Here is a 22,880-nt window from a genome sequence, read left to right as displayed (position 1 = left end):
CCAAACCGACGAGGAGCCATGCCGATGGCCGAGATCACCCTGACATTCCCCGATGGCAACGCGCGCCAGTACCCCGCCGGCACCACCCCTGCCGAGGTAGCGGGCTCCATCTCGCCCAGCCTCGCCAAGCGCACCGTGGGCGCGCGCCTTGATGGGCAGGACTGGGACATGGCCTGGCCTATCCATGAGGACGCCGCCATCACGCTGGAGGACGCGAAGTCCGACCTCGGGCTCGAGCTGATCCGCCACGACTTCGCCCATGTCATGGCCAAGGCCGTGCAGGCCCTCTGGCCCGAGACGAAGGTCACCATCGGCCCCGTCACCGAGACCGGCTGGTTCTACGACTTCGACCGCGCGGAGCCCTTCACCACCGAGGATCTCGCCGCCATCGAGGCGAAGATGAAGCAGATCATCAACGCCAACGAGCCGATCCGCACCGAGGTCTGGAGCCGCGAGGACGCCATCGCCCACTACGAGGCGCAGGGCGAGCCCTTCAAGGTCGAGCTGATCGCCCGCATCCCCGAGGGCGCGCCGATCCGCATGTACTGGCACGGCGACTGGCAGGATCTCTGCCGCGGGCCGCACCTGTCGCATACCGGGCAGCTGCCCGCCGATGCCTTCAAGCTGATGGGCGTCTCGGGCGCCTACTGGTTCGGCGACGTCACCCGCCCGCAGCTGCAGCGCATCACCGGCGTCGCCTTCCGCAACCGCGAGGATCTGAAGGCGCACCTGACCTTCCTCGAGGAGGCGGCGAAGCGCGACCATCGCCGGCTGGGCCGCGAGATGGATCTGTTCCACATGCAGGAAGAGGCGCCGGGCCAGGTCTTTTGGCACCCGAACGGCTGGCGCATCTACACCGTGCTGCAGGACTACATACGCCGCCGGCAGGACCGCGGCGGCTACGTCGAGGTGAACACCCCGCAGGTCGTGAACCGCAAGCTCTGGGAAGCCTCTGGGCACTGGGACAACTACCAGGACCACATGTTCATCGTCGAGGTCGACGAGGAGCATGCCCGCGAGAAGACGGTCAACGCGCTGAAGCCGATGAACTGCCCCTGCCACGTGCAGGTCTTCAACCACGGCCTGAAATCCTACCGCGACCTGCCGCTGCGCATGGCCGAGTTCGGATCCTGCGCCCGCTACGAGCCTTCGGGCGCGCTGCACGGCATCATGCGGGTGCGCGGCTTCACCCAGGACGACGGGCATATCTTCTGCACCGAGGCGCAGATCGAATCCGAGACGAAGACCTTCATCGACTTCCTCTCGGGCATCTATGCCGACCTCGGCTTCGAGGGCTGGCGGATCAAGCTGTCCACTCGCCCCGAAAAGCGCATCGGCTCGGAAGAAAGCTGGGACCGGACCGAGGCCGCGCTGGGCAATGCCTGCAAGGCCGCCGGTTACGACTACGAGATCAGCGAGGGCGAGGGCGCCTTCTACGGCCCCAAGCTGGAGTTCGTGCTGACCGATGCCATCGGCCGCGACTGGCAGTGCGGCACGCTACAAGTCGATCCCAACCTGCCCGAGCGGCTGGACGCCAGCTTCATCGGGCAGGACGGCGCCAAGCACCGCCCCGTCATGCTGCACCGCGCCGTCGTCGGCAGCTTCGAGCGGTTCATCGGCATCCTGATCGAGAACTGGGCCGGCAAGCTGCCCTTCTGGCTTGCGCCGCGGCAGGTCGTCGTCGCCACCATCACCTCCGAGGCCGATGCCTACGCCCATGAGGTCGTGGAGGCGCTGCGCGCCGCCGGCATCCGCGCCGAGGCGGATACGCGCAACGAGAAGATCAACTACAAGGTCCGCGAGCATTCCGTCGGCAAGGTCCCCGCGATCCTCGCCCTCGGCGCGCGCGAGGTCGAAGAGCGGACCGTCTCGCTGCGCCGCCTGGGCGAGCAGGGCAGCCGCACGCTGCCCTTGGACGAGGTCACCGCCGAGCTGGCGGCAGAGGCGACGCCGCCGGACCTGCGCTGACCTCGGGCCGGCGGGGGCGTTAGAGCCCCTGCCGGATGACTCCGCCCTCTTCGATCACCGGGCGCTTCATCAGCTTGGGATGCGCGGCCAGCAGCTCCTCCGGGGGGCGGGCCCGCTCCGCCTCGTCCAGCGCGCGCCAGGTCGCCGAGGCACGGTTGATCGCCTTGTCGCCGAGGGCCGCGAGGATCGCCTCCCGATCCGCCGGCGCGATGCCCTGCGCCACGTCCACGAACTCCGGCGCCTCGCCCCGTTCGCGCAGGGTCTTCAGCGCCTTGCGGGTGCTGTCGCAGGTCTTCAGGCCGAACAGGCGCATCGCTCTCTCCTTACGCGGCGCCCCGAAGGGCCGGGGCGGGCCGGAACTACACCCGTCCTGCCGCGTTGCAAAGCCAATCGCAGATACGGAGGACGCCATGCCGACTGGCACGGTCAAATGGTTCAACACCACCAAGGGCTACGGCTTCATCGCGCCGGACAACGGCGGGAAGGACATTTTCGTCCATATCTCGGCGGTGGAGCAGGCCGGCATGACCGGCCTCGCCGATGACGAGAAGGTCGATTACGACCTCGCCACGGGCCGCGACGGCCGCGAGATGGCGACCAACCTCAAGAAGGTCTGAGAGCCCGGATTGATGAGAGGCGGCAAGGCGGGGGAGAGCCCCGCCTTTTTTGTGCGTTATGCCAGTAACCCACTTTCAAGCCAGCACCATCTTCTTCAAGAGATTATATCACGATATTTTTCCATTAAAGCCAGCTCGATTAGTCTATCCTGACCCTTAGCTTTCGCCTCAAGCCACGAAACGAGATCTTCATCCGTAATAACCAGAATATAACCCCGCTGACTTGAAGCTGCGTCTCGGCATCTTTGAAGAGCCCGCGCAGCATCCTCATTACGCCTGCACAACATCCAGCCAAATTTACCTCTATTGTTATCAAATCTTCCCAGCAACTGATCAAATTCAGCATTGCAAATATCTTTAGTGTAGTTTTTACACTCAACGATCAGCATAGTCGCGCTTGTCGGCTCATCGCGCCTTTGAGAAAGGAACCCCTCACGGGAATCGTTCATGTAAACGATGTCTATCCTCTTGCGCCCACCATGAATTGGCCACTCAGATCTAGGGATTGCTAGCTGGGGGTAAAATACTGCTGTTATAATAGCCTGAACCAGCTCATGATAAATATGCGCGTGTTCTGCACCAGGTTGTACGACCTTAAGCTTTTCCTGCAAAACCAAACAAAGGCTAGCCAGAGAGGTATCGTCATCACTAGTGTTCACCAACTCCCCTCTCTCAACGGCGAGTCGTTTATACATTTACAGTAGGCCTGGGTGATCCCGAACCATATCCGCAATGAGTGTTCTGGATTTGGGATGAATCTTCGAAAGATCTTTCTTCGTCGGCTTCTTGACGTGCCCCTTCTTAATCTGCACCGAAGCCGGCTTTCCCCTAACAAGCCTGGACAAACTGGAGTGGGCATTCACATGCTCAACTTGCAAGAAATCCAAGATCTGCTTTCTGTAGAAATCGTCAGCGTTAAGCGACAGAGACCTTCGAACAATTGCTTTGGGAACAAGTAGGATCGGATTCTGTTCGATAAAGGGCAACTTAACAGTCGATGAAATCCACTCCAGCTTCGCACTATCCCAAAGGGGAGGACCATTGTAGTCGGAGAGCGGTATGCCATGCAAACGACATTGATCTCCAGTATACCGCTCTAGCTGCCGCCTTATTATATTTGTGGTCAGATCACTTACTTTATCCCTATTCACTCCATCGACGTATAGCGCGAGCTCTGAGAGGTCTTGAAGCTGCCCAGTCTCAAACGCTTTACTTTTCTTGATTGCGTCGATTAAGCTCTTCGCTTGTTGACTGCCAACCCCTCGACCCTGCGGCTGGCCCTTGGAAATTCCGAGATAGGTTTCTCGAGGTTCGTGTAGCTGACCCAGCAGCCTCATTGCTTCGGCTTCAGCGCCGCTCCTCAATTCAGTCAGCACACAGTCAAAGAAACCTCTAATACTGTTAGCGCATTCGTTAGACCAAGGATCTGAACGAATTTCTATTGCAAATGGATCGATGAAGACCGGGAGATCCTTTTCGGGATCCACATCAACAAAATCCAAGCCTGCTTGAGAACTGCCCAATTGGAAATATCTAGAAAATCTCAACCTCAAACCTCATTAAATTCCCGCCACTCCCGCGCCGCTATACCGAAGGTCTCCTATGTGACCTCCTCCCCGGCAAGCATGCGCCTCACGCACTTCACCCCGGCCGCCGAAAGGGACGCGGCTCCCAGCCGGTCATCGGAGACAGCCGCACAGATGGCAGACACCCGACCCTCGGCCCTCGACGATCCTGCAGATTGCATCACGTGACACCGGACATCCCCTTGCACGTGCAGGATCGGCGGAAAAGCGTGGGATGCGCAAGAGGCTGCGCAGATCGGCCTTCTGACCCATTCGGGTGCAGAGGCAGCCGGCGGGGTCATCCGCGCGAGGGCCTGCTGGCCCGCCGCTCAAGCTCTCCTCCACGCCATGGCGCTGACCCGGCCGCACACCGCGCCGCCCGCGTGTCTCGGCGGGAACACCGGCGGACGGCTTGCGCGCGGGGGCGCCACCTGCATTGACGCGGGACCGGCCACAACCAAGGGTAGGCCGCGACGAATGAAGGGGGGACGCGATGCAGCGCCTGATGACCACCGCGGCGCTGCTGGCGCTTCTGGCCGGATGCGGCGACGGCCAGCCGTTTGACGACCCCCTCCCCGGCGAGGACGGCGGGGGCGAGGATGCGCCCGGCGAGACCCCCGATGACGGCGAGGGTGAGGATGGCGGCATCGGCGGCGACGGCGCCCTGCCGCCCGGCACGGCAGAGCCCAGCGCCGCGGCCTCCATCCGCCGGCGCGAGGCGCTGGACGGTGAGGGCGGCGGCTATGTCAGCGCCGTGGCCTATGACGCGGGGACCGACAGCTTCAGCGTCGATAACCTCGCCTTCGACGGGGCCAATACCTATGCCCGCGCGGATGAGGTCGGCACGCTGAACGGCTTTGCCGTCTACGAGGCCGATCGCAGCGTCGCCGATCCGGCGACGGGCGCCGGGATCGACCAGCTCGACTACCGCGCGCTTTACGGCGTCAGCCGGGGCACGGTCGAGGTCGACGGGGAGCGGCTGCCCCGCAGCCGCTTCGCCATCGTGCGCACCGGCGACTACACCGATTACGGCTTCGGCGGCTTCCTCTACGAGCGCAACGGCGCCGTGACGCTGCCCACCAGCGGGCAGGCCGTCTATGCCGGCGATTACGCGGGGCTGCGGATCTTCGACGGGCGCACCGGCACGGAATACACCCGCGGCGACATGCGCATCGCCATCGACTTCGAGGATTTCGACGCCGGCGACGGGGTGCAGGGCCGGATCACCAACCGCGAGATCCTGGATGCGCAGGGCACCCCCCTGGCGCTCGGGACGGGCGAGGGGGCGATGCGCGCGCCGGACGTGATCTTCGACATCGGGCCGGGCGCGCTGGATGCGAATGGCGAGATGAGCGGGCCCCTGAACAGCTACGACGAGGCCGAGGACGGCGGCCGCACCCCCTACGAGACCGGCACCTACTACGGCGTCATCGCCGGAGAGGATGCGGGCGAGATCGCCGGCATCATCGTGCTGCAGTCGGACGATCCCCGCACGGCGGGGGTGACGGTGCAGGAAACCGGCGGCTTCATCGTCTACCGCTGATGACGCACGGGTTTCGGAGGCTGATCCTGGCGCTGTGCCTCGGCGCCGCCTGCGCCGCGCCGCCCGCCGCCGCGCAGGACGGCGCGGTGACCGAGCTGTCGCCCGAGGGGCTGCGCAGCCTCGCCGCCGCACGGCTGCAGGCCGGCGAGGCGGAGGAGGCCCGCACCCTCGCGCTGGCGCTGCTGGCCCGCGACCCGGGCGATGCGCTCGCGCGGCTTGTGCTGGCCGAGGCCGAGATCCTGCGCGGCGACTGGCCCGCCGCGGCGCGCGCCGGCGGCGCGGCCTTTCGCGGGCTGCCCCCCGACCGCCGATATCGCGCCGCGCGCATCGCTGCCTTCGCGCAGGCCCAACAGGGGCACGACACGCGGGCGCAGATATGGCTGCGCCGGGCGCGGCAGGTCGCCCCCTCCGCCGCCGAGGCGCAGGCCGTCGCGCGCGACTACGGGGCGCTGCGGGCGCGCAACCCGCTCTCGGTCGATCTGTCCTTTGGCCTCGCGCCGACCTCGAACGCCAATGCCGGCACGCGGACGGCGACGATCCCGATCGTCCTGCCGGGCGGCACGATTGCCGATGCGGAGCTTTCGGCCGATGCGCGCGCGCTCTCGGGCCTCGAGATGACGGGGCTGGCGGCCCTGTCCTATCGCTTGCGGCAGGATCGCCGCAGCCTGACGCGCGCCGATCTGCAGCTGTATCACCGGACCTATCGCCTCTCGGCTGAGGCGCGCGAGGCGGCGCCCGAGGCCTCGGGCGGCGATTACGCCGTCTCTGTGCTCTCGCTGGGGCTGCTGCACCGGATGCGACCCGAGGGCTGGCAAAGCGGCATCGATCTGGGCGTGACCGGATCGCGCCTGTGGTACGGCGGCGAGGCCTACGAGGACACGCTGCGATTTTCGCTGTCGAAGCCGCTGCGGCTGGCACCGCAAACCGCCCTGACGCTGACCGCCCTGATGGAGCGGCGCTGGCGCCTGACCCGCGATAGGACCTACTGGGCCTATGGCGCGGAGGCCCGGCTGACGCATGCGCTTGCGGATCGCGGCACCGTGACGGCACGGCTCGGCCTGCGCGATCAGGATACCGCGGCGCCGGACACCGGCTACGAGGGGCTGACCCTCGGGCTGGGCTATGCACCGGGGGACCCTGTCTTCGGCGCACGGCTCGCCCTGCGGGCCGAGGCGGAGTGGCGCGACTACGACGCCTCACTCTACGGCGCCAGCCGCAGCGACAGGCGCGGCGCGCTGACCCTCGAGGCGCAGCTCCCGCGCCTCGAAACCTATGGCTTCGTGCCCCTGGTGACGCTGGAGGGCGAGCGGACGCGATCCGAGGTGCCGCTTTTCGACCGCGACTCTCTGCGCATCGGGGTGGATTTGCGCAGCGCCTTCTGACCCCGCGGCGCCCCGACTGGCCGCAGCGCGCAGCCACGCTAGTCTAAGGGGCAACAGCGACACAGACGGAGGAACGCCTCATGGCACCGGAATATCTGCACACCATGGTCCGGGTTAAGGACCTCGAGAAATCGATGGAGTTCTTCTCCATGCTCGGCCTGAAGGAGCGCACCCGCTCCGAGAACGAGAAGGGCCGCTTCACGCTGGTCTTCATGTGCCCCCCGGGGCAGGAGGACGGCCGCGCCGATGTCGAGCTGACCTACAACTGGGACGGCGACGAAGGCCTGCCCGACGACAGCCGGCACTTCGGCCACCTCGCCTACCGCGTCGACGACATCTACGCGCTGTGCCAGGAGCTGATGGACAGCGGCGTCACGATCAATCGCCCGCCGCGCGACGGCCACATGGCCTTCGTCCGCTCGCCCGACAACGTCTCGATCGAGCTTCTGCAGAAGGGCGAGGCCAAGGAGCCGCAAGAGCCCTGGGCCAGCATGGAAAACACCGGCCACTGGTAAGGACTGCGCAGGCTACGGCCTGCGCCTAATCACGCCCGCTGCAGCTGCGGCGGGCGCAGCCTTTGGGTCGAGCCCGCGCCGCCCGGCCATGCCGTGCTGACGGCGCAAGGCGCCTGAGGGCAAGCACCCTCCCCCCGACGCGCGATCAATAGATATAGCGTATCTGGTCCGTCCAGTACCGCTCCAGCCGGCGCAGGCAGGAGGTCACCTCCTCGAGCCCGGTCTGGTCCAGCACCCCGCGAGAGAGCAGCCCCTCGGCATGGCGGTCAAAAAGCGCCGCGACCGTCTCGCGCACCCTCTGCCCCTTGGTCGTCAGCGAGACCCGGACGGAGCGGCGGTCGATTTCGCAGCGCTGGTGGTGCATGTAGCCGCTCTCGACCAGCTTCTTGAGGTTGTAGCTGACGTTAGAGCCCTGGTAGTAACCGCGGCTCTTCAATTCCCCGGCGGTGACCTCGTTCTCGCCGATGTTGAAGAGGAGCAGCGCCTGAACGGCGTTGATGTCGATGATGCCGACCCGCTCGAACTCGTCCTTGATCACGTCGAGAAGCAGGCGGTGCAGACGCTCCAGCAGGGTCAGGCTGTCGAGGTAGCTGGCAAGGAAGGCCTGTTCCAGCGCCGGGCGCGTCTTGGCCGGCGCCTCGGTCTGGTCGCCCCGCGTTCCGGGGTCGAGGGTCTGGTAAACGCTCATTGCTCTCTCCTTCTCCGTCCCACCCGCTTCAGGGTTGACGGAAATTGGCGAACAAGAGGTTAACTCCACTAGAATTGTGGAGAGACGCGCAGCGTTAAAGGCGCCCGGTCACGCCGGAGGCGCCCCGGGCGATCCGCTCCACCAAGGCGCGATGCTCTTCGGGCGGCGGCTGCTGGCCGGCGATCCAGCGGTAGAGATCGGGATCGTATTCCTCGAGAAGCTGGTCGTAGCGGTCCAGCTCCGCATCACTCATGCCGTCGAGTTCACTCGCGGCGAAGGCGGTCAGGATCAGGTCCATCTCGCGCATCCCGCGCCGCATCGACCGCATCTTGAGGCGGCGCAGCCGCGTCTCGCGCGGCTCCGGCAGCGATGTGCCCATCATTCCGCAGGCCCTTCCGCCAGGTAGCGGCGCATCCGCTTTTCCAGCTGCGCCATCTTCTCGCTGGCGCGCAGCATCTCGGCGCGCAGAAGGCGGATGTCGGCGATCAGGTCGCTCAGCAGCGGCTGGGGCATCTGCGCCTCGGCATCCTCGGGCGGGGCAAGGCCCTCACCGGCGCCGGTCATCAGCCAGGCCATCGAGACGTCCAGCATGGAGGCCATGCTCTGCAGCGCGTTTGCCCGCGGCTCGGCGAGATCGTCCTCCCATTGCCGCAGCAGCTCGTCCTCGACGCCCAGCCGCGCGGCCAGCGCGGGTTGCGACAGGCCCTTGGTCTCGCGCGCGGCGGCCAGCCGGTCTCCGAAGGTCGCCGCGGCGTCGCTGTACCAGCCGGCCTCCGTGCCATCCGTCTCGGTCATGCAGCCTCCCTTGCCCGCCGCGGTCCTTGAACCGCGTCCGGGCCCGCCATATGACACGGGGACAGCCCATTGTCACCCGTTCCACAGTCCCTGCGAGGCCTCGCCATGCCCTTCCTCTCCGACGCGCTCGACCGGGTGCAGCCTTCGGCCACCATCGCCGTGACCAACAAGGCCCGCGAGCTCAAGGCCGAGGGCCGGGACGTCATCGGCCTCGGCGCCGGAGAGCCGGACTTCGACACGCCCCAGAACGTCAAGGACGCCGCGATCGCCGCGATCGAGGAGGGCAAGACGAAGTACACCGCCGTCGACGGCATCCCCGAGCTCAAGCAGGCCATCGCCGCCAAGTTCAAGCGCGAGAACGGCCTGACCTACGCGCCCAGCCAGATCACCGTCGGCACGGGCGGCAAGCAGGTCCTCTACAACGCGCTGATGGCGACGCTGAACGAAGGGGACGAGGTCATCATCCCCGCCCCCTACTGGGTCAGCTACCCCGACATGGTGCTGCTGGCCGGCGGCACCCCCATCACCGTGACGGCCGGAATAGACACCGGCTTCAAGATGACCGCCGAGCAGCTCGAGGCGGCGATCACCGACAAGACCAAGTGGCTGATCTTCAACTCGCCCTCGAACCCCTCGGGCGCCGCCTATTCCGCCGACGAGCTGAAGGCCCTGACCGAGGTCCTCAAGCGCCATCCGCATGTCTGGATCATGTCCGACGACATGTACGAGCATCTGACCTACGGCAATTTCGTTTTCGCCACCCCCGCGCAGGTCGAGCCGGAGCTCTACGACCGCACCCTCACGGTCAACGGCGTGTCGAAGGCTTATGCGATGACCGGCTGGCGCATCGGCTATGCCGGTGGGCCCGAGGCGCTGATCAAGGCCATGGCCAAGCTGCAGTCGCAGAGCACCTCGAATCCCTCCTCGATCAGCCAATGGGCCGCGGTCGAGGCGCTGACCGGCGATCAGGGCTTCATCGCCGAGAACAACCGCGCCTTCCAGCGCCGCCGCGACCTGGTGTGCGAGATGCTGAACGCCGCGACGGGGATCACCTGCCCTGTGCCCGAAGGCGCCTTCTACGTCTATCCCGACATCTCGGGCTGCATCGGCAAGACCAGCGCCGCCGGCACCGCGATCACCGACGACGAGGCCTTCGCCACCGCCCTGCTCGAGGAAGAGGGCGTGGCCGTGGTCTTCGGCGCGGCCTTCGGCGTCAGCCCGAACTTCCGCGTCAGCTACGCCACCTCGGACGAGGCCCTGCGCGAGGCCTGCAGCCGCATCCAGCGCTTCTGCGCGGCGCTGCGCTAGGCGTCATGGCCGCGGATTTGCCGGAGCTGTATTTCCGCCTGCACCCCGGTGGCGCGACCGTCTTCCGGGTCGCGCCCGATGGCGCCCAGCGCAGGCTCGACCTGCTGCCCCTGGCCGAGGTTACACTGCCCGGGGCCGCGATCCGCCCGCTGGGCGCCGCAGATCTGGGCGCGCAGGACAGGCTGGCGATCCGCGCCTGGATCGAGGCCCGCGCCGAGGCCACGCCCGGCCCCGGGGGCGCGCCCCGGCAGAGCGCCGTGACCGCCATCAACCACGCCGCGCATTGGGCCGAGACCAAGGCCACTGACACCGACCTCGAGGCCGCGAGCGAGGAGCTTCTCCTCGCCATGCACGACCTGCGCGCCGTACTCCTTCGCAAGAAGACCGAGCGTCTCGCCGCCACCGCTCCGAAGGCAGACCCACCCCGCGATTGACCCCCGCCCCAGACCCGCCCGCTTTCTTCTCTTTAGAAATATCCCGGGGGTGAGGCCCGCAAGGGCCGAGGGGGCAGCGCCCCCAAGCGCGGCAAAGGCCATAACACCGCCCGTCCGGATGCCGCAGGCTTCGGATCGCGACAGCGCGGCGGACGGATCAGCGAGAGCAATAGGGCCCGGTCAGCCGGATAGCACCCTCCCCCGCAGCGCGCTCCTCAGCCCGGCTTGCGCAGGCAGCCGATGAAGAAGCCGTCCATGCCGCCGGCCTCGGCCAGGTAGTCGGGGCGCAGGCGCAGGCCTTCCTCGCCCCACCAGTCCTCAGGCACGCCCTCCAGCGCCGCGCGCTCGACCGACAGGTCCGGATGCCGCTCCAGCGCCTCGGCGATCTGCACCTCGCCCTCGTCGGGGATCAGCGAGCAGGTGCAGAAGACCAGCCGCCCGCCGGGCTTCAGCAGCGAGAGCGCATGGTCAATCATCGCAGCCTGCAGGTCGATCAGCCCGCCGATCTCGGCGCCGTCGCGCGCCACCGGCAGGTCGGGGTGGCGGCGGATCGTCCCGGTCGCCGAACAGGGCGCGTCCAGCAGGATCGCGTCCCAGCCGGTCCGGTCGAAGGCCAGCGCGTCCTGCGCCACCACCTCGGCCTCGAGGCCGGTCCGCGCGAGGTTCGCCCGCAGCCGCCCCAGCCGCTGGTCCGACAGGTCGACGGCCGTCACCCGCGCGCCGGCGGCGGCGAGTTGCAGCGTCTTGCCGCCCGGCGCGGCGCAGAGGTCGAGCACCGCCTCGCCCGCCTGCGGCGCGAGGATCCGCGCGGCCATGGCGGCGGCGGTGTCCTGCACCCAGAAGGCGCCCTCCTCGTAGCCCGGAAGCGCCGTCACCTGCCCCGCCTCCAGCCGGACCGTGCCGCCCGGCAGCAGGGTGCCGCCCACCGCCTGCGCCAGCGCCGCGGCATCGCCGCGGGCCGTCAGATCCAGCGGCGCGCCGGCCAGATGCGCGGCCTCCATCGCCTCGACCGCGGGTCGGCCCCAGGCCTCGACCAGCGGGCGGCGCAGCCAGGGCGGCAGCTTGGGCACCGGCAGGGCGGGCCAGCGGGCCTCGGCCTCGGGCGCGATCTTGCGCAGCACGGCATTGGTCAGCCCGGCATGGGCGCCGGTCCGCTTGCCCGCCTTCACCACCTCGACCCAGGAGCCGACGACACCATGCGCCGCGCCGCCCAGCGCCAGCTCCACGCAGGCCAGCCGCAGGGCGTTGCGCACCGCCAGCGGCGGCGCCTTGCGCAGGTGCGGCGCCAGCAGCGCATCGGCACGGGCCATGCCGCGCAGCGCCGCGCCCGCCAGCCGCTGCGCCCGCGCGCGATCCTCCGGCGCAAGCCGGTCGAGCATCGGAGAGGGGTCTGACAGCAGCCGCCCCTCGGCGGTCACGCCGGTCAGCAGGGACAGCGCGGCTCGGCGCGCGGCAAGGGCATCCTGGGCATCGGCACGGTCGGTCATCGGGCTGGGCTTTCTGGCACTGGGCGGCCGGTGGGCCTATATACCCGGCATCCGCAGCCGGACAAGAAGGCGCACCCCATGGCCGACAGCCCCGAGACCCGAGACCTGCCCCCCGCCGCGCGCCGCGCGCTGGAAGAGGCCGCGGCCCGCCGCCGCGCGCGCGAGGCCGAGGCGGCGCTGCCGCCCGAGCTCGGCGGACGCGAGGGGCCAGAGCCCGTGCGCTACGGCGATTACGAGAAGAACGGCATCGCCGTCGATTTCTGAGCCGCCCTCAGGCCGGCGCCTCGCTGCGCCGCGCCCAGAGGATCGCCAGCATGAAAAGCGGCGGAACCAGCACCTCGAGCAGTTCCTCCAGCACACCGGCGCCGCGCCCGACGGGAGCCGAGACGTCGATGCCCAGCGGCGCGAGCTTGCGCGCCAGCCCGTCGATCGCCTTGGAAAAGGCCGCCAGCAGGATGCCCCCCGCCACCGCCAGCGCCCAGGGCCGCGCCTGCCGCAGGGCGCGCAGCAGCGCCGGGCCACGGTAGCGGACCAGGGCGATCACGCTGGCCGCCAGCAGCGCCCAGAGGCCCAGCGCCAGAAGCTTTTCCCATAGCGCCGTGTCGTGGATCAGGATCTTGGTGCTCAGGATGCCTTCTGAGGTGAAGCGCTTGTCGAGGTCCCCCTCGCGCGCGGCCATGAAGAGCAGCACCATGGGCACCGCCCAGAAGACCCGCGGCCGCGCCACCCAGAGGTAAAGACCGGCGGCGAGGATATAGCCGATCAGCGACATCATCTCGATCCCGCCGCCCTCGCGCGTCAGCTTCTCGCCGTCGGGAAGCATGGCCCAGTCTGCCCCGACGACGAACGCGGTAAGGGCGAGAAAGCCGCCGACGAGGGCGACCGGCGAGGGCGCGCCGGAGGGCCCGGAGGTTCGGTTGGTGGTCATCATGGCTGGGCCCCCTTCGCATCGGCTGCTGTCCTGGCGCTGCCGGGACGGAGGCGCAGCCCCCGCGCCCGCGGCAGCCCGGCAGAGGGCCGCAGGTCGGCCCAGAGGCCCCGAGGGTCAAGGCCGCTGCGGCGATAACGTAACGGTGGCATGACAAAATGCGGGATTTTCCGGCCATCTGTCACGATGCCGATACGCCGGGCGCCGCGGCGCCCGGGTCATCCCTGCGGCAGGAGGTCCAGGATCTCGGCCTCGGCCCTGCCGTCCGCCAGCCGCAGCAGCGCCAGAGTGACCGGCAGTCGGAACCGCCGCCGCCCGGCGCTGCCGGGGTTCAGGCGCAGCGTGCCGTCCCGCCGCTCCTGCCCCGGCTTGTGCGAATGGCCGAAGATCAGCACATCGGCGCCCGCCGCGCCTTCGAGCGTCTTCACGTCGTGCAGCATGCGGATGCGGCAGCCCGCCAGATCCAGCGTAGCCTCCTCGGGCCAGGTGGCCCATGGGGCGGTGTCGACATTGCCGCGGATCGCGGTGACGGGGGCGATCTCCTCCAGCCGCTCGACGATGCCCTCGGCGCCGACGTCGCCGGCATGGAGGATGTGGTCCACCCCCTCCAGCGCCGCCAACGCCTCGGGGCGCAGCAGCCCGTGGGTGTCGGAGATGACGCCGACCTTCACAGGCCCAGAACGTCGGTCATGTCATACTCGCCCGGCGGGCGCCCCTGCCCCCAAAGCGCGGCGCGCAGGGCGCCGCGGGCAAAGATCATCCGGTCAGTCGCCATGTGCCGCAGCACGACCCGCTCTCCCTGCCCGGCGAAGATCACGTCGTGCTCGCCCACGATGTCGCCGCCGCGCACTGCGGCGAAACCGATGCTGCCGGGCGTGCGCGGGCCGGTGATGCCGTCGCGCCCGCGGGCGGCGACCTGCGGCAGGCTCTGCCCGCGCCCCTCGGCCGCGGCCTCGCCCAGCATGAGGGCGGTGCCCGAGGGGGCATCGGCCTTGCCGGCATGATGCGCCTCGACGATCTCGATGTCCCATTGGGTGCCCAGCGCCTCGGCGACGCGGCGGGTCAGGCCGGCCAGCAGGTTGACCCCGAGGCTCATGTTCCCGGCGCGCACCAGCGCGGCGTGGCGCGCGGCCAGCGAGAGCCGGCGCAGATCCTCTTCCGACAGGCCGGTTGTGCCGATGACATGCACCGCTCGCGCCTGTGCGCAGAGATCGGCCATCTCGACCGTGGTGGCGGGGCCGGTGAAATCGAGCACCGCCTGCGCCCCGGCCAGCGCGTCGAGCGGGCTGTCGGTCACCGCGACGCCGGCGGGGCCCTGCCCGATCAGCGTGCCGATGTCGCGGCCCACCCAGTCGTGGCCCGGGCGCACCACGGCGCCGGCCAGCCGCGCCTCGGGGCTGTCGAGGACGGCGCGCGCCAGCATCCGGCCCATGCGCCCGGCGGCGCCCATCACGACGACGCCCGGCAGTGCCTCGGGGTCCATGGCCTTCTCTCCTTCGTTGCGGCTTTTCCCTGCCTGCCGGGGAACGTCCCCATTGGCAAGACCGGCGCCCTTGCCTAGATCGGGGGCATGAGCAGACACCGCTTCTCCGAAGGCTCGGGCCCCTCGCAGCGCCAGCTGCGCGTGGGAGAGCTGATCCGCCGCACCCTGTCGGACGTGCTGATGCGCGGCGACGTGCATGACCCCGACCTCGTCGGCAAATCGATCACCGTCGGCGAGGTGCGCACCTCGCCCGACCTCAAGGTCGCGACCGCCTTCGTCCTGCCGCTGGGCGGCAAGGACGAGGAGGGCACGCTCGCCGCCCTGCGCCGCAGCACCAAGGAGCTGCGCCACCAGCTGGCAAAGAACACCGAGCTGAAGTTCGCGCCGCAGCTGCGCTTCGAGATCGACCGCACCTTCGACCGCATGGACGAGACGCGCCGCCTGCTGCAGGACGAGACCGTGCGCCGCGACGTGAGCGGCGAGCCGGAGGACGGCGAAGGCGAAGGCCGGCCCGAGTGATCCGGCGCCTTGCCGCCGCGGCCCTGCTGTGCCTGACGGCCGGCGCCGCCCAGGCCGTGGAGTGCCGCAACGAGGTCTTCGAAGGGTTGGAGTTCGCGCTTTGCGAGGTCGATCCCGCCGCCGAGGACCTGCGCCTCTTCCTGAACGACGAGGACGGGCAGCTACTCGGCAGTTTCGACGCGGTGGACAAGGCGGACGCGGGCAGCGCCCTCGTCTTCGCGATGAACGCGGGCATGTACCACCGAGACCGCAGCCCTGTCGGCCTGTACCTCGAAGAGGGCGAGCAGGCGATGCGGCTGGTCACCAATCCCGGGCCGGGCAACTTCGGCCTGCTGCCCAACGGCGTCTTCTGCATCGGCGAGGGCAGCGCCCGCGTGATCGAGAGCCTGGCCTACGAGGCCGAGGCGCCCGACTGCCGCTATGCCACGCAATCGGGGCCGATGCTGGTGATCGACGGCGCGCTGCACCCGCGGTTCCTGCCTGACAGCACCTCGCGCCATATCCGCAACGGGGTGGGCACCACGGCCTCGGGCGACCGCGCCGTCTTCGTCATGTCGAACCAGCCGGTCACCTTCCACGAGTTCGGGCGGCTGTTCCGCGACGGGCTGGGCCTGCCGCAGGCGCTCTACTTCGACGGCAACATCTCGCGCCTCTATGCCCCCGCCCTCGGGCGGCGCGACATCGGCTTTGCCATGGGGCCGATCGTCGGCGTCATGGCCCCGCTTGACCCGCCCGGCGCGGGCGGCTAACCCGCGCGCTTTCCAAGGTTTGAGGGAGTTTCGCATGGCGCGCAGGCGCAAGGGACGGGCCGTCTCGGGCTGGCTGGTGGTCGACAAGCCCGCGGGCATCACCTCGACCGCGGTGGTGAACAAGGTGCGCTGGGCCTTCGACGCGCAGAAGGCCGGCCATGCCGGCACGCTCGATCCCGACGCGACGGGCGTTCTGGCCGTCGCGCTGGGCGAGGCGACGAAGACCGTTCCCTACATCACCGATGCGCTCAAGGCCTACGACTTCACCGTCCGCTTCGGCGCCGCCACCAAGACCGACGATGCCGAGGGCGAGGTGACGAAGACCTCTGACCTGCGCCCGAGCGACGCGCAGATCGTCGAGGCGCTGCAGGGTTTCGTCGGAGAGATCGAGCAGGTGCCGCCCGCCTTCTCGGCGGTGAAGGTCGATGGCGAACGCGCCTATGCCCTCGCCCGCGCGGGCGAGGAGACGGAGCTTGCCGCCCGCCCGCTCTGGGTCGAGAGCCTGCTGCTGACGGACCGGCCCGACGCCGATCACGCGCAACTCGAGATGGTCTGCGGCAAGGGCGGCTACGTCCGCTCCATCGCGCGCGACCTCGGCGAGGCTCTAGGCTGCCATGGGCATGTCCTGCGCCTGCGCCGGACATGGTCCGGCCCCTTCGTCGCCGAGGATGGCATCGGCCTGCAGGTTCTGGACGACGAGGCGAAGTCGCCGGATCTCGACCGGTTCCTGCGCCCGCTGGAAGAGGGGCTGGCCGATCTGCCGCAGGTGACCTGCCCCGATGCCAGTCTTGCCAAGCTGCGCAACGGCAACCCCGCCATGGTCATCGTGCCCGGCGGCACGCAGATCGACTACGGGGACGAGGTCTGGGCCAGCCACGAGGGCCGCGCCGTCGCCGTGGGCCGGCTGATGGGCGGGGAAATCCACCCCGCCCGCGTCTTCGTCAACGGCTGAGCCTCAGCGGGCGGTATAGCCGCCGTCGACGAGGGGATAGCTGGCCCGGTCCGACAGCGCGCCGCCGGTCAGCCGACGCGGCGCAGGAAGCGTTGCAGACGCTCGTCCTGCGGGGCGTCCAGAACCTGCGAGGGCGGGCCCTGCTCCACGATGCGCCCGCCGTCCATGAAGACGACGCGGTCGGCGATCTCGCGGGCGAACTGCATCTCGTGCGTGACGATCAGCATGGTCTGCCGCTGCTCGGCAACCTGCCGCATCAGGTCCAGCACCTCGCCCACCCATTCGGGATCGAGGGCCGAGGTCGGCTCGTCGAAGAGCATCAGGTCGGCACCCAGCGCCATCGCGCGCCCGATCCCGACGCGCTGCTGCTGCCCGCCCGAAAGCGCGGCCGGGTAGCTCTCCGCCTTGTCGGCAAGACCGGTCTGGGCGAGGATCTCCGTCGCGCGGGCCTCGGCCTCCTGCACGGGGCGGCCCTGCACGGTGACCAGCGCCTCCATGATGTTCTGCTTTGCGGTCTTGTTGGCAAAAAGCGCGTAGTTCTGGAACACGAAGGCGGTGCGCCGCCGCAGCCCGAGGATCTGCTGGCGCGTCGCCTGCGCGGCATCGACGGTCAGATCGCCGATGCGGATCGTCCCGGCCTGCGGCGCATCGAGGAAATTGAGGCAGCGCAGCAGCGTCGACTTGCCCGTCCCCGAGGGGCCGATCACCACGACCCGCTCGCCATCCGCGATGTCGAGGTCGATGGCGTCCAGCACCACCGTATCGCCAAAGCGCTTCGTCAGCCCCTGTATCCCGATCATCGCGCGTAGGCCTTGTTCAGGTGGATCTCGAGGCGCTTCTGCCCCTGGCTCAGGATCTCGACGATGATCCAGTAGAGCACCGCGATGACGAGGAAGGCCTCGAAATAGCGGAAGCTGCCCGCCGCCTCCTTCTGCGCCGCGCCCATCATCTCGGTCACGCCAAGCGTGAAGGCCAGCGAGGTGCCCTTGATCATGTCGATGAAGTAATTGACCAGCGTCGGCGCCGCGATCCGGCCCGCCTGCGGCAGGATGATGCGCCGCATCATCTGCGCCTGCGTCATGCCGATGGATTGCGCCGCCTCCCACTGGCTGCGGTCGACGCCGGCGATGGCGGCGCGAATGCTCTCGGCCATATAGGCCGAGAAATGCAGCGTCAGCCCCATGATCGCCGCCGTCACGCCGTTGATCTGCGTCAGGAAGGACAGGACCTGCGGCAGCCCGTAGTAGAACAGGAACAGCTGCACCAGCAGCGGCGTGCCGCGGAAGAAGCTGATGAACAGCACCACCAGCCCGTCCAGAACCGGCACCTTCACCACCCGCTCGACCGCCAGCGCCGAGGCGAGGATCAGCGCAAAGACCATCCCCGCCCCGGCCATGAAGAGCGTCAGGGGAATATAGCTGACGAGAACGGGCACGAGCCCCAGCATGTAGGAGAAATCCAGGGCTCGCATGTGTCAGGTTACTCCGAGGGGGCGCTGGTGATGTCGCTGCCGAACCATTCTTGCGAGATCTCGGCAAGGGTGCCGTCCTCGCGCAGGGCGGTCAGGGCGGCATCGACGCGGTCGCGCAGGGCCTGGCCTTCGTCGTCGTCGCGGAACGGCAGCGCGTTGCGGATCTCGGAGAAGGGCTGACCGGCGAGTTGCAGCGGCAGCGGGCTCTCCTCGATCACCTGCGCCGAGGAGACGCGGTCCATCACGAAGGCATCGACCCGGCCCAGCGCGGTGTCCTGCTCGATGTTGCTCTCGTAGGTGCGGATATCGACCTCGTCCGCGAAGGGCAGGTCGCGCAGCAGCTGCTCGAAGTTGGAGCCGAGGTTCACCGCCACGGTCTTGCCGCGCAGATCCTCGACGCCGCCGATCTCATCGTTGCCTTCGCGGGTCACGACCTGGGCGCCGTCGATGACATAGGGCTGCGTGAAGACGAAGGCCTCCTCGCGCTCGGGCGTGATGGTGATCTGGTTGGCGATGGTGTCGATGCGGCCCGCCTCCAGCGCGCCGATCAGGCCCGAGAAGCTCATCGTCTCGTATTCGATCTCGAGGCCGGCCTCTTCGCCGACGGCATCCATCACGTCGACCTCAAAGCCCTGAAGCTCGTCCTGGCGCACGAAGGTGAAGGGAAAGTAGCCCCCCGACATGCCGACGCGCAGCGTATCGCTGTCCTGCGCGAGGGCGGGGCCGGTCACGGAAGCGGCAAGAACGGCGGCGAGTGCAACGGGTTTGAGCATATCGTGTCTCCTCATGGGGTTGGGGCAGACCTGTCCGCTGGGGCGAGGCTTTTCAATGAGCCGCGATGATTAGGAATGGCTGTTCTGGAAAAATCCGCCAGCGCAGAACGAACGGCCTGCGGGACCGGCCGCGGGAAGACGCTGCTCCTGCTAGAACAAGGCCCGCCGCAGAAGGTTCAGCCCGGCGATCAGCAGCACCCAGAGCGTGACGCGGCGGAACAGCGCCTGGTCGATTCGGTCCTGCAGACGCGCGCCCAGCAGCATGCCCGCCAGCGCCGGCACGACCAGCAGCGCCGAGAGCGGCGCCGTCTCGGCGCGCAGAACCCCCGATTGCAGATGCGCCGCCAGCAGCGCGACAGAGGCGGTGGCGTAGATCACCCCCTGCACGCGCACCATCTCGCGCTTATCCAGATCCAGCGCGGTCAGATAGGCGACGAGCTGCGGCCCCCAGACGCCCGACATGCCGCCGACGAAGCCGGCCAGCGCCCCCACCCCCGCCTCGATCCGCCGGTCGCGCCGCGCCAGCCTTGGCCGCCAGCCCGCGATCTGGAGAAGGGCGAAAAGGGTGATCGGCGCGCCGATCAGCAGCAGCAGGACGTCGGGGTCCAGCACCCGCACGAGCTGCGCGCTGATCGCCAGCAGCACCAGCATCGCCGCGATATAGACGCCGAAGCGCCGCGCCGTGGCCCAGGCCGCCCCGATGCCCTGCCGCAGCGCCTGCAGCCCGTTGCTCGCCAGCGTCGGCAGGATCAGCCCGGCCAGCGCCAGCTCGGGCGGCAGGATCATGCTGAGGCCCGAAATCATGATCATCGGCATGGCGAAACCGACGAGGCCCTTCACCGTCCCCGCCACCAGCCCGACCAGGCAGGCCAGCGCCAGCGCGCCGGCGCCGAGGCCCAACATCATTGCTGCGGCTTGCTGGCCAGGAGATCGCGGATCTCGCTGAGCAGTTGCTCCTGCGTCGGGCCGGCAGGGGCATTGGGCACCGGCTCTCCCTCGCGGACGGCGGCATCCTTGATCCGGTTCACGCCCTTGACCAGCAGGAAGACGACCCAGGCGATGATCAGGAAATTGATGACCGCCGTCAGGAAGGCGCCATAGGCGAAGATCGCCGCCCCGCTCTCGCGCGCGGCATCGAGGCCGAGGCCCTCTGGCACCGTCCCCGACAGCACGATGTACAGGTCACGGAAGTCGACATTGCCGACGATCACGCCGATCAGCGGGTTGATCAGGTCGTTCACGAGGCTCTGCACGATGGCGGTGAAGGCCGCGCCGATGATGATCCCAACGGCAAGGTCCATCACGTTGCCCTTGGCGATGAAGCTGCGGAATTCGCCGATCATGTCGTGCCCCTCTTCTGTGCGATCCGGCGCAGCCTATCCGCGCCGACGCGCGCGGCAAGCCTTTCCGATGGGCGACAAGCGATTACCTGTTGCGCGATAGAATGAAAGGACAGCCCTCATGGCCGATCTCTCCGCCTTCCCGATCACCCGCAAGTGGCCCGCCAAGGACCCGTCCGTCATCCAGCTTTACTCCCTGCCGACGCCGAACGGGCAGAAGGCCTCCATCGCGCTCGAGGAGCTGGGCCTCGCCTACGAGGCGCATCGCGTCGGGCTGGACGATGCCAATGTCAAAAGCCCCGAGTTCCTGTCGCTGAACCCGAACAACAAGATCCCCGCGATCATCGACCCGGACGGGCCGGACGGCCAGCCCATCGGCCTGTTCGAGAGCGGCGCGATCCTGATCTACCTGGCCGAGAAGACCGGCCGCCTGCTGGGCGAGACGCCGGCCGATCGCTACCACGCGATCCAGTGGGTCATGTGGCAGATGGGCGGCCTCGGCCCGATGCTCGGCCAGCTCGGCTTCTTCGTGAAGTTCGCCGGTGCCGAGATCGAGGATCCGCGCCCGCGCGAGCGCTATATCAACGAGGCCAAGCGCCTGCTGAAGGTCCTCGACACCAGCCTCGAGGGGCGCGACTGGATCATCGGCGAGTTCAGCATCGCCGATATCGCGATCTGCCCCTGGCTCAACGGCCTCGCCTTCTACGAGGCGCTGGATCTTGTCGGCTGGGGCGATCTGAAGAACGTCCCCGCCTATCTCGAGCGGTTCTACAACCGCCCCGCCGCCGAGCGTGGTCGCAACATCCCGCCGATGTAAGGGCGCAGCGGCGGGGGCCCTCAGGCCCCCGCCATCTCCCGGATCGGCGGCTCCGTCCCCTCCGGCAGGGGCGAGACGTAGGGGTCCTCGGCCACCGCGGCCTCATGCGCGGCCCGGCAGGCGGCCAGCGTCTCCGGCTCCGCGATCAGCCGGGCGGCGCTGCGGGCGATGACGGTGCCGGCATGGACCATGCCCTTGTTGGCCATCGGGGACAGCCCCTGCGCCACCAGCTGCCAGGTGTGGAAGGGCGTGCCGATGGCGCTGGTCGCGCCATGCACCTGCGCCAGCGGCACGACGCGGCTGACATCCGCCACGTCGGTGGATCCCAGCATCAGCAGCCGCTTCGCCTCGCGCGGCACCACCGCCTCGCACAGCGCCTGCCCCGGCACCGGCTTCAGCCCGAAGCGGCGGAAGGCATCCGCGATGTCCCGCTCGCTCAGCGCGGTCTGCATATGGGCGGCGAAGGCACGGTCCTCCTCGTCGAAAGCGGGCGGGCCCATGGCCTCCAGCTCCTCCCACATCAGGGTCTGCATCGGCGCGTTCAGCAGCATGTCCGACACGGCGCTGATCGGCGTGATCTCGACCCTGGTGCCGGTCATCAGCGCCGCGCCCCGCGCCACGTCGCAGACCCGCTCGTAAAGATCGCGCATGCCCGCGACATCCCCCGCGCGCACCGCGTAGCGCACCGCCGCCGCCCCCTGCACGACGTTGGGCGCGATGCCGCCCGCGTCGAGATAGGCGTAATGCAGGCGGCAGTCGGGCGTCATGTGCTCGCGCAGGTAGTTCGCGCCGACGCTCATCAGTTCCACCGCATCGAGCGCGCTGCGCCCCAGATGCGGCGCCACGGCGGCATGGGAAGAGGTGCCGGTAAAGCGGAAATCGACGCGGATATTGGCCAGAGAGCCGGTCGAGATCACCTCGCAGAAGTTCTCGGGATGCCAGCAGAAGGCGGCGTCGACGTCGTCGAAGAGGCCAGCCCGCACCATGAAGGCCTTGGCCGCGCCGCCTTCCTCGGCGGGGCAGCCGTAGTAGCGCACGCGCCCCTCCAGCCCCTGCTCCTCGAGCCATTGCTTGACCGCCGTCGCCGCCAGCATCGACCCCGCGCCCAGCAGGTTGTGCCCGCAGCCATGTCCCGCGCCCCCCTCGGCCAGGGGGCGCCGCTCTGCCGCGCCGGCCTCCTGGCTCAGGGCGGGCAGCGCGTCGTACTCGCCGAGGATCGCGATCACCGGGCCGCCCTGCCCCGCCTCGCCCATGACCGCCGTCGGGATCCCGGCCAGCCCGCGGGTGACGGCGAAGCCCTGCCGCTCCAGCTCCTCGGCATGGGCTGCGGCAGAGGCATGCTCGGCGTAGCAGGTCTCGGGCGTATGCCAGACGCGGTGGCTCAGCGCCTCGAAGGTGGGCGCGAGGGCCTCGGCGATCTGCGGGATGCTGCGGGTGTTCTTCATCGGCGGGCTCCGTCGTGCTTTGCCCGCAGCCTCGCCCCCGTGGGGCCCGGCGACAAGCCCGCCCCCCTCTTCTCTTTGCAAATATCCCGGGGGGAGGCCGC

General features: G+C 68.8%; 28 protein-coding genes. 12 read left to right on the top strand and 16 right to left on the bottom strand.

Translation table 11 applies throughout. The features are described 5' to 3' along the window. The first annotated feature begins 24 nt into the window (after positions 1-24). Positions 25-1,968: a threonine--tRNA ligase gene (gene thrS / locus DFP88_RS10720; protein ID WP_110814478.1), complete on the top strand. Its 1,944-nt coding sequence runs from the start codon at positions 25-27 to the stop codon at positions 1,966-1,968. 19 nt (positions 1,969-1,987) lie between these two features. Here the strand turns inward: thrS and DFP88_RS10715 are convergent, their stop codons facing one another. Next, positions 1,988-2,281 carry an arsenate reductase family protein gene (locus DFP88_RS10715; protein WP_110814477.1) on the bottom strand — a complete coding sequence of 98 codons (294 nt, stop codon included), beginning with the start codon at positions 2,279-2,281 and terminating at the stop codon, positions 1,988-1,990. Positions 2,282-2,378: 97 nt separating this feature from the next. Between DFP88_RS10715 and DFP88_RS10710 the strand changes: the two genes are divergently transcribed. Beyond that, a complete protein-coding gene (locus DFP88_RS10710) occupies positions 2,379-2,585 on the top strand; it encodes a cold-shock protein (protein ID WP_110814476.1) in 207 nt (68 codons plus the stop codon). Positions 2,586-2,680: 95 nt separating this feature from the next. Here the strand turns inward: DFP88_RS10710 and DFP88_RS16855 are convergent, their stop codons facing one another. Then, positions 2,681-3,280: a hypothetical protein gene (locus DFP88_RS16855; protein WP_146227469.1), complete on the bottom strand. Its 600-nt coding sequence runs from the start codon at positions 3,278-3,280 to the stop codon at positions 2,681-2,683. Next, positions 3,281-4,087, bottom strand: a complete 807-nt coding sequence (locus tag DFP88_RS16850) for a hypothetical protein (RefSeq protein ID WP_146227467.1) — start codon at positions 4,085-4,087, stop codon at positions 3,281-3,283. 556 nt (positions 4,088-4,643) lie between these two features. Here DFP88_RS16850 and DFP88_RS10705 point away from each other — a divergent pair. From DFP88_RS10705 to DFP88_RS10695, 3 genes are all read left to right on the top strand, one after another. Further along, positions 4,644-5,693 carry a hypothetical protein gene (locus tag DFP88_RS10705; RefSeq protein WP_110814475.1) on the top strand — a complete coding sequence of 350 codons (1,050 nt, stop codon included), beginning with the start codon at positions 4,644-4,646 and terminating at the stop codon, positions 5,691-5,693. Continuing rightward, positions 5,693-7,075, top strand: coding sequence for a porin family protein (locus DFP88_RS10700; RefSeq protein WP_110814473.1), 1,383 nt, complete (start codon positions 5,693-5,695; stop codon positions 7,073-7,075). The genes DFP88_RS10705 and DFP88_RS10700 overlap by 1 nt, the downstream gene beginning before the upstream one ends. A gap of 80 nt (positions 7,076-7,155) precedes the next feature. Then, positions 7,156-7,590, top strand: a complete 435-nt coding sequence (locus tag DFP88_RS10695; protein ID WP_110814472.1) for a VOC family protein — start codon at positions 7,156-7,158, stop codon at positions 7,588-7,590. 145 nt (positions 7,591-7,735) lie between these two features. Here the strand turns inward: DFP88_RS10695 and DFP88_RS10690 are convergent, their stop codons facing one another. The 3 genes from DFP88_RS10690 to DFP88_RS10680 all read right to left on the bottom strand — a co-directional run bounded on the left by DFP88_RS10690 (position 7,736) and on the right by DFP88_RS10680 (position 9,073). Next, positions 7,736-8,278: a MarR family winged helix-turn-helix transcriptional regulator gene (locus tag DFP88_RS10690; protein ID WP_110814471.1), complete on the bottom strand. Its 543-nt coding sequence runs from the start codon at positions 8,276-8,278 to the stop codon at positions 7,736-7,738. 94 nt (positions 8,279-8,372) lie between these two features. Further along, positions 8,373-8,660: a succinate dehydrogenase assembly factor 2 gene (locus tag DFP88_RS10685; RefSeq protein ID WP_110814470.1), complete on the bottom strand. Its 288-nt coding sequence runs from the start codon at positions 8,658-8,660 to the stop codon at positions 8,373-8,375. After that, complete coding sequence (locus tag DFP88_RS10680; protein ID WP_110814469.1) at positions 8,657-9,073, bottom strand: helix-turn-helix domain-containing protein; 417 nt, start codon at positions 9,071-9,073, stop codon at positions 8,657-8,659. The genes DFP88_RS10685 and DFP88_RS10680 overlap by 4 nt, the downstream gene beginning before the upstream one ends. A 105-nt stretch (positions 9,074-9,178) precedes the next feature. Here DFP88_RS10680 and DFP88_RS10675 point away from each other — a divergent pair, with 105 nt between their 5' ends. Together DFP88_RS10675 and DFP88_RS10670 are read left to right on the top strand one after the other, a co-directional pair. Then, positions 9,179-10,381: a pyridoxal phosphate-dependent aminotransferase gene (locus tag DFP88_RS10675; RefSeq protein ID WP_110814468.1), complete on the top strand. Its 1,203-nt coding sequence runs from the start codon at positions 9,179-9,181 to the stop codon at positions 10,379-10,381. Positions 10,382-10,386: 5 nt separating this feature from the next. Further along, positions 10,387-10,815 (top strand): hypothetical protein, encoded by a 429-nt coding sequence (locus tag DFP88_RS10670; protein ID WP_110814467.1) that lies wholly within the window; start codon positions 10,387-10,389, stop codon positions 10,813-10,815. Between the two features lie 215 nt (positions 10,816-11,030). Here the strand turns inward: DFP88_RS10670 and DFP88_RS10665 are convergent, their stop codons facing one another. Further along, positions 11,031-12,302 (bottom strand): RsmB/NOP family class I SAM-dependent RNA methyltransferase, encoded by a 1,272-nt coding sequence (locus tag DFP88_RS10665; RefSeq protein ID WP_110814466.1) that lies wholly within the window; start codon positions 12,300-12,302, stop codon positions 11,031-11,033. A 78-nt stretch (positions 12,303-12,380) separates the two neighbouring features. On the opposite strand from DFP88_RS10665, the gene DFP88_RS10660 reads away from it, so the two are divergent. Then, a complete protein-coding gene (locus DFP88_RS10660; RefSeq protein ID WP_110814465.1) occupies positions 12,381-12,566 on the top strand; it encodes a DUF1674 domain-containing protein in 186 nt (61 codons plus the stop codon). 7 nt (positions 12,567-12,573) lie between these two features. On the opposite strand, the gene DFP88_RS10655 is transcribed toward DFP88_RS10660, so the two are convergent. The 3 genes from DFP88_RS10655 to dapB all read right to left on the bottom strand — a co-directional run bounded on the left by DFP88_RS10655 (position 12,574) and on the right by dapB (position 14,713). After that, a complete protein-coding gene (locus DFP88_RS10655; RefSeq protein ID WP_110814464.1) occupies positions 12,574-13,233 on the bottom strand; it encodes a hypothetical protein in 660 nt (219 codons plus the stop codon). A 215-nt stretch (positions 13,234-13,448) separates the two neighbouring features. Continuing rightward, positions 13,449-13,901, bottom strand: a complete 453-nt coding sequence (locus DFP88_RS10650; RefSeq protein WP_110814463.1) for a metallophosphoesterase family protein — start codon at positions 13,899-13,901, stop codon at positions 13,449-13,451. Next, positions 13,898-14,713 (bottom strand): 4-hydroxy-tetrahydrodipicolinate reductase, encoded by an 816-nt coding sequence (gene dapB, locus DFP88_RS10645; protein ID WP_110814462.1) that lies wholly within the window; start codon positions 14,711-14,713, stop codon positions 13,898-13,900. Before dapB ends, DFP88_RS10650 begins: the two co-directional genes overlap by 4 nt. Before the next feature lie 87 nt (positions 14,714-14,800). On the opposite strand from dapB, the gene rbfA reads away from it, so the two are divergent. The 3 genes from rbfA to truB are packed head-to-tail and all read left to right on the top strand — an operon-like array spanning position 14,801 to position 16,933. After that, positions 14,801-15,232 carry a 30S ribosome-binding factor RbfA gene (gene rbfA / locus DFP88_RS10640; RefSeq protein ID WP_110814461.1) on the top strand — a complete coding sequence of 144 codons (432 nt, stop codon included), beginning with the start codon at positions 14,801-14,803 and terminating at the stop codon, positions 15,230-15,232. Next, entirely contained in the window at positions 15,229-15,981 is a 753-nt protein-coding gene (locus DFP88_RS10635; protein ID WP_110814460.1) for a phosphodiester glycosidase family protein, read from the top strand. Before rbfA ends, DFP88_RS10635 begins: the two co-directional genes overlap by 4 nt. Before the next feature lie 34 nt (positions 15,982-16,015). Then, positions 16,016-16,933 (top strand): tRNA pseudouridine(55) synthase TruB, encoded by a 918-nt coding sequence (gene truB / locus DFP88_RS10630; RefSeq protein WP_110814459.1) that lies wholly within the window; start codon positions 16,016-16,018, stop codon positions 16,931-16,933. Positions 16,934-17,001: 68 nt separating this feature from the next. On the opposite strand, the gene DFP88_RS10625 is transcribed toward truB, so the two are convergent. From DFP88_RS10625 to mscL, 5 genes are all read right to left on the bottom strand, one after another. Then, on the bottom strand, positions 17,002-17,733 hold the full coding sequence (locus DFP88_RS10625) for an amino acid ABC transporter ATP-binding protein (protein ID WP_110814458.1): 732 nt from the start codon (positions 17,731-17,733) through the stop codon (positions 17,002-17,004). Beyond that, positions 17,730-18,404 (bottom strand): amino acid ABC transporter permease, encoded by a 675-nt coding sequence (locus DFP88_RS10620; protein WP_110814457.1) that lies wholly within the window; start codon positions 18,402-18,404, stop codon positions 17,730-17,732. The genes DFP88_RS10625 and DFP88_RS10620 overlap by 4 nt, the downstream gene beginning before the upstream one ends. An 8-nt stretch (positions 18,405-18,412) precedes the next feature. Beyond that, complete coding sequence (locus DFP88_RS10615; protein WP_110814456.1) at positions 18,413-19,177, bottom strand: amino acid ABC transporter substrate-binding protein; 765 nt, start codon at positions 19,175-19,177, stop codon at positions 18,413-18,415. A 150-nt stretch (positions 19,178-19,327) separates the two neighbouring features. Further along, a complete protein-coding gene (locus DFP88_RS10610) occupies positions 19,328-20,083 on the bottom strand; it encodes a sulfite exporter TauE/SafE family protein (protein ID WP_110814455.1) in 756 nt (251 codons plus the stop codon). Beyond that, positions 20,080-20,520, bottom strand: a complete 441-nt coding sequence (gene mscL, locus DFP88_RS10605) for a large conductance mechanosensitive channel protein MscL (protein ID WP_110814454.1) — start codon at positions 20,518-20,520, stop codon at positions 20,080-20,082. Before mscL ends, DFP88_RS10610 begins: the two co-directional genes overlap by 4 nt. Positions 20,521-20,638: 118 nt before the next feature. On the opposite strand from mscL, the gene DFP88_RS10600 reads away from it, so the two are divergent. Then, positions 20,639-21,334: a glutathione S-transferase family protein gene (locus DFP88_RS10600; RefSeq protein WP_110814453.1), complete on the top strand. Its 696-nt coding sequence runs from the start codon at positions 20,639-20,641 to the stop codon at positions 21,332-21,334. Positions 21,335-21,354: 20 nt separating this feature from the next. Here DFP88_RS10600 and DFP88_RS10595 read toward each other — a convergent pair whose 3' ends face one another. Beyond that, positions 21,355-22,779, bottom strand: a complete 1,425-nt coding sequence (locus tag DFP88_RS10595; RefSeq protein WP_110814452.1) for an amidohydrolase — start codon at positions 22,777-22,779, stop codon at positions 21,355-21,357. Between the last annotated feature and the right edge of the window lie 101 nt (positions 22,780-22,880).

It is taken from the genome of Pseudoroseicyclus aestuarii (assembly GCF_003217255.1).
Lineage (GTDB): Bacteria > Pseudomonadota > Alphaproteobacteria > Rhodobacterales > Rhodobacteraceae > Pseudoroseicyclus > Pseudoroseicyclus aestuarii.
The sequence above is the reverse complement of the archived record's forward strand: the minus strand, read 5'-3'. Positions and strand labels throughout refer to the sequence as shown.